10 protein-coding genes are annotated in these 9,742 nt (G+C 65.3%); 3 read left to right on the plus strand and 7 right to left on the minus strand.

What is annotated here, in order from left to right:
* A partial coding sequence (locus O0J73_RS19445; RefSeq protein WP_308309415.1) for a glutathione peroxidase occupies positions 1-511 on the minus strand: 511 nt, incomplete at its 3' end.
* Positions 512-640: 129 nt separating this feature from the next.
* Here O0J73_RS19445 and O0J73_RS19450 point away from each other — a divergent pair.
* Positions 641-2,809, plus strand: a complete 2,169-nt coding sequence (locus O0J73_RS19450) for a M3 family metallopeptidase (protein WP_308309416.1) — start codon at positions 641-643, stop codon at positions 2,807-2,809.
* A gap of 112 nt (positions 2,810-2,921) precedes the next feature.
* On the opposite strand, the gene O0J73_RS19455 is transcribed toward O0J73_RS19450, so the two are convergent.
* From O0J73_RS19455 to O0J73_RS19470, 4 genes are all read right to left on the minus strand, one after another.
* Positions 2,922-3,395, minus strand: a complete 474-nt coding sequence (locus O0J73_RS19455; protein WP_308309417.1) for a hypothetical protein — start codon at positions 3,393-3,395, stop codon at positions 2,922-2,924.
* A 262-nt stretch (positions 3,396-3,657) separates the two neighbouring features.
* On the minus strand, positions 3,658-4,773 hold the full coding sequence (gene cfa / locus O0J73_RS19460) for a cyclopropane fatty acyl phospholipid synthase (protein WP_308309418.1): 1,116 nt from the start codon (positions 4,771-4,773) through the stop codon (positions 3,658-3,660).
* Positions 4,774-4,792: 19 nt separating this feature from the next.
* A complete protein-coding gene (locus O0J73_RS19465; protein ID WP_308309420.1) occupies positions 4,793-5,674 on the minus strand; it encodes a DUF3298 and DUF4163 domain-containing protein in 882 nt (293 codons plus the stop codon).
* 36 nt (positions 5,675-5,710) lie between these two features.
* Positions 5,711-6,013, minus strand: coding sequence for a GNAT family N-acetyltransferase (locus O0J73_RS19470; RefSeq protein WP_197564978.1), 303 nt, complete (start codon positions 6,011-6,013; stop codon positions 5,711-5,713).
* A 185-nt stretch (positions 6,014-6,198) separates the two neighbouring features.
* Between O0J73_RS19470 and O0J73_RS19475 the strand changes: the two genes are divergently transcribed.
* A complete protein-coding gene (locus O0J73_RS19475) occupies positions 6,199-6,384 on the plus strand; it encodes a hypothetical protein (protein ID WP_008264509.1) in 186 nt (61 codons plus the stop codon).
* A gap of 44 nt (positions 6,385-6,428) precedes the next feature.
* On the opposite strand, the gene O0J73_RS19480 is transcribed toward O0J73_RS19475, so the two are convergent.
* Entirely contained in the window at positions 6,429-7,055 is a 627-nt protein-coding gene (locus O0J73_RS19480) for a rhomboid family intramembrane serine protease (RefSeq protein ID WP_049458513.1), read from the minus strand.
* 7 nt (positions 7,056-7,062) lie between these two features.
* A complete protein-coding gene (locus O0J73_RS19485) occupies positions 7,063-8,628 on the minus strand; it encodes an oligopeptide:H+ symporter (RefSeq protein ID WP_008267858.1) in 1,566 nt (521 codons plus the stop codon).
* 162 nt (positions 8,629-8,790) lie between these two features.
* Here O0J73_RS19485 and O0J73_RS19490 point away from each other — a divergent pair, with 162 nt between their 5' ends.
* The gene (locus tag O0J73_RS19490; protein ID WP_308309421.1) at positions 8,791-9,639 is read left to right on the plus strand and encodes an endonuclease/exonuclease/phosphatase family protein; all 849 of its coding nucleotides are present in this window, start codon (positions 8,791-8,793) and stop codon (positions 9,637-9,639) included.
* Positions 9,640-9,742 lie beyond the last annotated feature (103 nt).

Genomic DNA, 9,742 nt, shown 5'->3' on the forward strand with positions numbered 1-9,742 from the left:
GGCCCGGTTGGCCGATACGCGGCGAGACCTGGAAGCCACGCGCATCCAGCACGCTGCGCAGCTGCTCCGGCCTGGTGGTGGGCGCATGCCGCGACACCACACGCCCCTCGCGATCGACCAGGAACTTGCTGAAGTTCCATTTGATGCGGGCAATGCCCAGCAGGCCGCGCTTCTCGCGTGACAGCCATGCCCACAGGGGATCGGCGCCGCTGCCGTTGACTTCGATCTTCTCCGACAAGGGGAAGCTGACCGGATAGTCCAGCGAACAGAACTGGCGGATCTGCGCGGCATCGCCGGGCTCCTGCGCGCCGAACTGGTTGCACGGGAAGCCGATCACCACCAGGCCGCGCTCGCGGTAGTCCTGCCACAGCTGTTCCAGCCCGGTGTACTGCGGGGTGAAACCGCAACGGCTGGCGACGTTGACCAGCAGCAGCGGACGGCCCTGGTACTGCGCCAGCGCCTGCGGCTGGCCATCGAGGTCACGGAAGCTGAAATCGTAGGTGGTGGTCATGACGGCGGGCCGTGGCAGTGATTGCATGGTACCCGCGCCCGGCCCCGGCAACATGCCTTTTGACACAAGTGCGGGTGCGGCCGGCCGGGTTACCCTCGGGCCCTTGTTTGCCTTACCGGAGCTATTACCTTGACCACTCGCCTTGCCCTTGCCGTGGCCATGACCCTCGGCCTTGCCCTGCCCGCCTATTCGGCCGGCGCCGCCACCCCGGCCGCCAGCAGCACCGCCCAGCAGGCCAATCCGTTCTTCGCCGATAGCCCGCTGCCGCTGCACTTCCCGCAGTTCGACAGGATCAAGGACAGCGACTTCGCCCCGGCCTTCGACGCCGGCATGGCGCAGCAGCTGAAGGAAGTGGAGGCGATCGCCAACAACAAGGCCAAGCCGACCTTCGACAACACCATCATCGCCCTGGAAAAGAGCGGTGACATCCTCGACCGTGCGACCACCGTGTTCTTCAGCCTGGTCGGCGCCGACACCAACGACACCCGCAAGAAGCTGCAGGCCGACTACTCGGCGAAGTTCGCCGCGCACAGCGATGCGATCGCGCTGAACGGCAAGCTGTTCGCGCGCATCCAGGCGCTGTATGACACCCGCAGCCAGCTGGGCCTGGACGCCGAAGGCGTGCGCCTGGTCGAGAAGTACTACGACAACTACGTGCGCGCCGGCGCCAAGCTTTCCGAGGCCGACAAGGCCACGCTGAAGGAGATGAACGCCGAGCTGGCCAACCTGGGCACCAAGTTCAGCCAGAACGTGCAGTCGGAAGTGAACGCTTCGGCGATCACCGTCGACGACGTCAAGGAGCTGGCCGGCCTGTCCAAGGAGCAGATCGCTGCCGCCGCCGAAGCCGCCAAGGCCCGTGGCCTGGAAGGCAAGTACGTGATCACCCTGCTCAACACCACCGGCCAGCCGCCGCTGACCAACCTGGCCAACCGCGCCCTGCGCCAGAAGATCTACGAAGCCTCGGTCAGCCGTGGCAGCCGCGGTGGCGAGTTCGACAACACCGCACTGGTCTCGCGCATCATGCAGCTGCGTGCCGACAAGGCCAAGCTGATGGGCTTTGCGAACTTCGCCGCCTACAACCTGACCAACCAGACCGCCAAGACCCCCGAAGCGGTCAACGCGATGCTGGGCAAGCTGGCCCCGGCCGCTGTGGCCAACGCCAAGCGCGAAGCGGCCGACCTGCAGGCGATGATCGACCAGGAACAGAAGGCCGCCGGCAAGAAGACCTTCGCCCTCGAGCCGTGGGACTGGGCCTTCTACAGCGAGAAGGTGCGCCAGGCCAAGTACAACTTCGACGAATCGCAGCTGAAGCCGTACTTCGAAATGAAGAACGTGCTGGAAAACGGCGTGTTCTATGCTGCCGGCCAGGAATTCGGCCTGACCTTCAAGCAGCGTACCGACCTGCCGGTCTACCACGATGACGTGACCGTCTACGACGTGTTCGACGCCGACGGCAGCCAGCTGGCGATCTTCATCTTCGATCCGTATGCGCGCGCCTCCAAGCGTGGCGGTGCGTGGATGAACTCGTATGTCTCGCAGTCCAAGCTGACCGGTTTCAAGCCGGTGGTGGCCAACCACCTGAACATCCCGAAGCCGCCGGCCGGCCAGCCGACCCTGCTGACCTGGGATGAGGTGAACACCACCTTCCACGAGTTCGGCCACGCGCTGCACGGCATGTTCTCCAACGTGAAGTACCCCTACTTCTCGGGCACCTCGGTACCGCGCGACTTCGTCGAGTTCCCCTCGCAGGTCAACGAGATGTGGTCGGACAACCCGTCCATCCTGAAGAACTACGCCAAGCACTACCAGAACGGTTCGGCGATGCCGCAGGCACTGCTGGACAAGGTGCTGGCTGCGGCCAAGTTCAACCAGGGCTTTGCCACCACCGAGTACCTGGGTGCGGCGATGCTCGACCAGCGCTGGCACCAGATCGGCGCCGACCAGGTGCCGGCCGCCAAGGACGTGATGGCCTTCGAGCGCGCTGCGCTGGAAAAGGACGGCATCTACTACGCGCCGGTGCCGCCGCGCTACAAGACCCCGTACTTCAGCCACATCATGGGTGGCTACTCGGCCGGCTACTACGCCTACATCTGGTCGGAAGTGCTCGATGCCAACACCCAGAAGTGGTTCAAGGACAACGGCGGCCTGAGCCGCAAGAACGGCGACCACTTCCGCGCCACGCTGCTGTCCAAGGGCGGCAGCGTCGACGCGATGCAGCTGTTCCGCGATTTCGCCGGCCACGAGCCGCAGATCGAACCGCTGCTGGAAAAGCGTGGCCTGACCGGCGCCGGCAACTGATCGCCCGCGCGGTAGCGTGAAACGAGAACCGCCCGGGAGACCGGGCGGTTTTTTTTTGCTTTATTGCAGCACTGGCGGAGGCCCCGAACAACGGAATGGCCTGCTCCGGGCGTTACATGCCCAAAACATAGAAGTGAACCAGCTCGGCACCGACTGCGCGCACCTTGATCGAATAATGGATCTGTTCGCCTTCGATCAACGGCATCGCGCACCCGTCAGTCAGAGGCGCGGCGCAATCGTGGTCCAGTTCGCTCGCTGCAGCACCATATCGTGCATAGATGATCGGTGCCTGCCAATTCTCCCCGTGACCAGTCAGCAACAGCACACTGCTGCCTTCGGGGCTTCCCGTGACGGTAGCCGAGATGATCTCGCCACGATCCATCCACTGGCGGGTCATGACCATGTCGTCATTCACGGCCGAAGAAAGATCCCAGCGGAAGCACGCAACCGAAGCAGTATCGGAGCACGCAACGCGCCCGCCAAATTCCGGCGTGTAGTTGACGAACCCGTCGAAGGCCTGGGCCGGATCAATGAACGCTGCCGAGGCCACGACGAACGTTGAGACCATCAGGGCCTTCAACCCCATTGAAGTTCGCTGCATTGGTTGAACCCCATGAACTCAGGAAACGACATCGGCATGATGCCGTCGTGAATTCAAGCATGGGATCTCTGCTCTGCTTCGCCAGCGCCGGACAATTCAAAATGGTCCTATGCAATCAATCGGCATCACGCTGCCAGCAGCGGCCTCGACGCCTCGAGGCCCGGTTGCGATGAAACCAAAGACGTCATCAACTGCCCTCACTTCACGCCCGCAGCAGATCGACGCCCTGCGTCGATCTCCCCGCGCATCAACGCGGCGCGACGTACCCGCCCGGCACGCCTTCCGGCGACAGCACCAGCTGCCACAGCTGCGCGTGCCGGCAGCGGAAAGTCGCCATCGACCCGGCCAGGTAGAAACGCCACATGCGCCGGAAATGCTCGTCATAACGTGCGTCCAGCCGCGGCCATGCAGCCTCCACGTTGCGCCGCCACGCCTGCAGGGTCAGGTCGTAATCGGTGCCGAAGTTGTGCCAGTCCTCCAGCACGAAGCGTCCTTCGAATGCCTTGCTGATCTGCACCGCCGACGGCAGCATCGAGTTCGGGAAGATGTAGCGCGCGATCCATGGATCGGTTCGATGCCGCGAGATGTTGGTGCCGATGGTATGCAGCAGCAGCAACCCGCGTGGCGACAGGCAGCGCCTGGCCACCTCGAAGAAACTGGAATAGTTCTTGTCACCGACGTGCTCGAACATGCCGATCGAGAAGATCGCATCGAACGGCTCGTCCAGTTCGCGGTAGTCCTGCAGGCGGATCTCGATCGGCAGCCCGGCGCACAGCTCACGGGCGAACTCGGCCTGCTCTTTCGAGATGGTCACGCCGACGCCGCTGACGCCATAGCGCTCGGCGGCGAACTTCAGTGCCTCACCCCAACCGCAGCCGATGTCCAGCACGCGCTGGCCCGGGCGCAGCCCCAGCTTGCGGCAGACCAGGTCGAGCTTGGCCTCCTGCGCAGCGTCGAGATCATCGGCAGTGCGCCAGTAGCCGCAGCTGTAGACCAGACGTTGGCCCAGCATCGCCTGGTACAGATCATTGCCGAGGTCGTAATGGCGGCGGCCGACCTCGTAGCTGCCCTGCCCGGCCTGCAGGTTGAACAGGCGCGCCTTCAGCGCATCGGCCACCTCGCGCCAGCCGTGCACCCGTTCGTCCAGGTGCGCCTGCATCAGATGGACGAGGAAGTCGTCCAGCACGTTGGCATCCCACCAGCCCTCCATGTAGCTCTCGCCGAGGCCGAGCGAGCCGTGCGCCATGACCCGCGCGAAGAAGCGCGGGTCATGTACCTGGATGTCCTGTGGCTGGGTGCCGCCGATGCGGACCCCGGCTTCCTGCAGCAGGCCGGCGACCCGCTCCTGCAACCCTGTATCCACGCCACCTCCTCGACTGCGGTCAACCGCGTGCGAACAGCTCCACGTAGTCCTTGGCCACGTGCGGCAACAGCACCGCCGCCGGTACATCTGCGGTCTGGGTGCCGTCCGAGTATGGACCGACCTGGTACGGCGGGAAAACAAAGCGCAGGGCGGTGATCTGCCCCTTGTCGTCGGTCAGCGGCTGGAACTGGCTGAAATTGTCGGCCTGCGGGCCGGTACCGTCGGCAATCATGCGCGATGCGTTGCGCAGCGATTCCTGCAGCTGGGCCGGGTCCATGTCCTCGCCGCTGAGGCGGGTGGCCACGCGCTCGCGCAGCTGGTCGGCGACGAAATCGCTGATCGCCTTCCAGCCCTTGGCATCGGCCACCAGCTTATCGGCGCTGAGCATCTGCTGGTGCTGCGGCAGCCACACGAAGCGGGCCACCAGTGGCTCACCGTGGGCGCCACCGGTATAGCGGCTGCCATCGGCACTGACCACCACCAGCTGCGGGGTTTCCAGCAGTTTCTCGAAGCTCAGCGACAGCTCGTAGGGCATGGTCGGCTTGTCGTTGCCGAGCCCGTCCAGTGCCTGCTGCAGGTCGCTGCGGGCGCTGGTCGCATAGTCCTGCAGCGCGCGTGCCAGGCCCGGATAACGGTCGATGCCGGCCGGGTAGCTGATGCCCACCACTTCGCGCTCGTTGTTCTCGATCACGTCGCGCAGATCCAGCGGCGCTTCCGTGGCGGGTGTCTCGCCCGCGGCGGTGGCCTCGGCGGCGGGGGCCGCGTCGGTCGCCGGCGCCGGCTCGCTCTCACGCTGGCAACCGGCCAGCAACAGCACGCCCACCACGCCGGCCAGCACGCTGCCGCGCAATGGCCGGTTGTTTCCAATCTTCATCGGGATCCCCTGTTCATGTTTGTACATCATCGCCTGCCATGGCTGAAGCGTGGCCCGCCGGCATCAGCCGACGAGCAGGTCGTGATACTCCTCGTGCCGCTGCAGGAATGCTTCGGCGTAGGAGCACGCCGGCACCACCTTGAATTTCTGCTCGCGGGCGAAACGCAGCGCGACCCGGGTCAGCTCACCGGCAATGCCGCGGCCGGCAATCGGCTCGGGCACTTCGGTGTGGGTGATGACCATGCGCCTGCGCTTGATCTGGTAATCGAGCACCGCCAGTTGTCCTCGGACACGGGCGGTGAAGCGATGGCTGGCCAGGTCGTGTTCGACCTCGTAGGCCAGACCGGGGGGCGTGACCGAAGCCATGGAACTGTCTCCTGCGGCGACTGCGTGGATGGTGCGCAGCCGGGCGCCATGATCGCGTGAAGCCTGAACAGGGGCAAGTGCAGTCCATTCACGTCAGTTTTCGACCCTCAAGCTGGAGGGCGGGCGGCCGCTATCGCCTGTGGAGGGGTTCGGCCAGGCTGGCACGGCCCTTGCGACCGTAGACCATGCGCATCACCGCGGAGGCCCCGATGCACCCCAGCGATCCCCATTCCGATACCGACCGTGCCCTGCTGGAGGGCCTGCTGCAGCTGGCAGTGGAAGGACAGACCGAAGACCAGGATTTCCAGCGCATCGGCGAGGAAGTGTTCGCCCGCCTGCTGGACACCTACGGGCAGCAGACCACGGCCTGAACCGGCCGGGGCGGATCGCTGCCGATCCGCCCCCGTTCCCACCCTCAACCGCCGCCGAGGCGGAAGGTCGGGTTGGAGAGTTCGCGCAGGAAGTGGTTGAAGATGCTCGGCTGCATGGCCAGCATGAAGATCACGCCAAACGCCGCACCGGCCAGGTGTGCGCTGTGGTTGATGCGATCACCACCGCGCTTGTCCATCCAGATGCTGTAGCCGACGTAGAACGCGGCGTAGATGATGGCCGGCGCCGGGATGAAGAACACCAGGATGATCGACCACGGCTTGATCAGGATGAAGGCGAACAGCACCGCCGACACCGCCCCGGATGCACCGAGGCTGAGGTAGTTCGGGTTCTTCTGGTTCTTCAGGTAGCTGGGCAGGATCGAGACCAGCAACGCGCCGATATAGAACGCCGGATAGGTCAGGTAGCTGCCGGTCAGCTCCACCATCACGCTCTCGATGAATCCCCCGAAGAAGAACAGGGTGATCATGTTGAAGATCAGGTGCGACCAGTCGGCGTGGATGAAGCCATAGGTCACCAGCCGGTCGTACTGGCGATGGCGGTCCACGGCGGGCGGCCACAGGATCAGGCGGTCGGCCAGCTTGCGGTTGTTGAACGCCATCCACGAAAGGATGGCGGTGATGGCGATCAACAGCAGATTGACGGGGGTCATGTCAGGCTCAGGCGCTACGGTAGTTGTCCACCATACGATAGCGTTTCGCGTACCAACCGAAGGCCAACGCCGCGATGAAGGCGAAGCCGGCGAAGAAGAACATCAGGAACGCCGCCTCGCTCAGGCCGGTCCCGGCGATCTGGTGGGTCACCGTGTCGTTGCGCACCGCCGCGTTGGACAGCAGCACCCACAGGTTGCCGATGGTGGTGGTCAGGTTCCAGAAGCTCATCACCACGCCCTTCATCGCCTGCGGCGCCTGGCTGTAGGCGAACTCCAGGCCGGTGGCCGAGACCAGTACCTCACCGAAGGTCAGCAGCGCGTATGGCAGGATCTGCCAGAAGATCGACATGGCATTGCCGCCGTCCATCACCACCTGGATGCCACCGATGACGATCCAGGCCAGGCCGCTGAAGGCGATACCGGCGGTCATGCGGCGCAGCGCGGTCGGCTCGAAGCCGAAACGGCGCAGCGCCGGATACAGCACCAGGTTGTTGAAGGGAATCAGGATCATCACCAGCAGCGGGTTCAACGCCTGCATCTGCGAGGCGGTGAACCAGCTCGGCATCTGCATCTGCTGGCCCTGCAGGACCCACGTCGAGGCCTTCTGGTCGAACAGCGAGAAGAACGGCGTGGTCAGCGCGAAGATGACCAGCACGCGCAGCACCGAGCGCACGCCTTCCACGGCTTCGGCCGGATGCTGGCCACGGGCACGGTCCAGCTGCAGCCAGGTGCCGCCGCCGATACCGGCCAGGATGGCGACCAGCGCAAGGCAGAGGCAGATGACGATGCCCAGCGAACCGACCAGCCCGAACGAGGCCACCGCCAGCACCAGGCCGAGCGCGGCGATCACCAGGCCCGGACGGCCCTGCCCGGCAACGCGTGCGGTCAGCGCGGTACGCACCACGTTGGCGAACGAATGCGGGTCCTTCGGCGGCAGCGGCACCAGCACGTAGCGCTTGCGGCCCAGCCAGAACACGAAGGTGGCCACGAACATCAGGATGCCCGGGATGCCGAACGCCCACTGCGGGCCCCAGTTCTTCAGCACCAGCGGGATCAGCAGCGAGGCGAACAGCGAGCCGAAGTTGATGATCCAGTAGAAGGCGTCGAAGACGAGCTTGGCCAGGTGCTTGTTGCTCTGGTCGAACTGGTCACCCATGAACGAGGCCACCAGCGGCTTGATGCCGCCGGCGCCGAGCGCGATCAGGCCCAGGCCAAGGAAGAAGCCCTCGCGGCTGTTCTCGAACAGGGCCAGGCACAGGTGGCCTGCGCAGTAGACCAGGCTGAACCAGAGGATGGTGTGGTACTTGCCGAAGAACCTGTCGGCCAGCCAGCCACCGAGCAGCGGGAAGAAGTACACACCGATCATGAAGCTGTGCATGATGTCCTTGGCTTCACCTGCACGGCCTTCCGCAGTGATTTCCTGCAGCAGCAGCGAGGTGATCAGGAACTGCACCAGGATGTTGCGCATCCCGTAGAAACTGAACCGTTCGCAGGCCTCATTGCCGATGATGTACGGAATCTGGCGCGGCATCCTTCCCTGGCCGGCGATGGGGGCAACTGCGTCGTGGCTCATCCTGTAAGGCATTCCTGCAAAGCGAAAGGCGCAAGGTTACCGGAACCGGGGCTTGCGAAGCACGCTGCAGGGCTGCATGACAACGGTGCCAATCCATGGCAGGCGCTCCTGGCTGTGCCGGAAGTCACGGCACCTGCACGACAAAAGCGTAAACTTATCGTTATGCGCCCCCTCGCCTACGCCCGACTCCTGCTCAGCTGCCTGCTGCTGTTGCCGGCGTTGCAGGCCCAGGCGCGACCGCAGGCGCCGGCCTCGGCCAGCAGCGAGGGTGAGCCCCGGCAACTGACCGTGGCCGCACTGGAATTGCCCAGCCGCGACGATACGCAATGGAAGCAGCGCCGCGAGCAGGTCGCACAACTGTTGACCGACCTGCAACCGGACGTGATCTCGGTGCAGCAGGTGCTGCAGCAGCAGGGCCGCAACCCGGCCTGCTGGCTGGCCAGCCGGCTGCGCTACAGCTGCGACTTCGTCACCGCCGATCCGCCCAGCCAGCCGCTGCGGCATGGCAATGCCATGCTGACCCGGCTGCCGGTCAGCGAGGACGGCGTCACCCTGCTGCATCCACCCGGGACGTTCAGCGCGGCCGGCATGATGCGGCTGAAGCTGGGCCAGGCGCTGGTCAACATCTACGTGGCGCGGCTGCGCCCGGAGCCGGACGAAGCCACCGCGCGCCAGCACCAGACCAACGACCTGATGACCTGGATCGGCGCCACCGCCGAGGGCATGCCCAGCCTGATCGCCGGTGACTTCTCGGCCTCCACCGTGGAACTGGTGCGCAGCACGCCCGGCTTCCAGCCGGCCCGGCGCAATCCCGGCGGCCGCCCGGAACCGCCAGCGGCCAGTGGCGGCGGAGCCACCGGCCATGGCCTGGACGTGCTGTTCCAGGTCAAGCATTTCGGCGGCATCCGCCAGCAGCCGATCCTGCTGCCAGCCGATGGCGACCTGCCCGGCCTGCGCCTGGGCGTGATGGCAACCCTGCGCCTGCAGGGCGATACGGCCACCGCGGAATAGCCCCGCCTTCGGTTGCGGTGGGTGACGGTTGTGGGTGCCGACGGTGGGTGCCGACCTTGGTCGGCACATCCCTGCCGCGCTCGCACCCTCTCCCGTGCCGACC

Origin of the sequence: Stenotrophomonas sp. Sm6012, from assembly GCF_030985895.1 — a bacterium.
GTDB classification, from domain to species: domain Bacteria; phylum Pseudomonadota; class Gammaproteobacteria; order Xanthomonadales; family Xanthomonadaceae; genus Stenotrophomonas; species Stenotrophomonas forensis.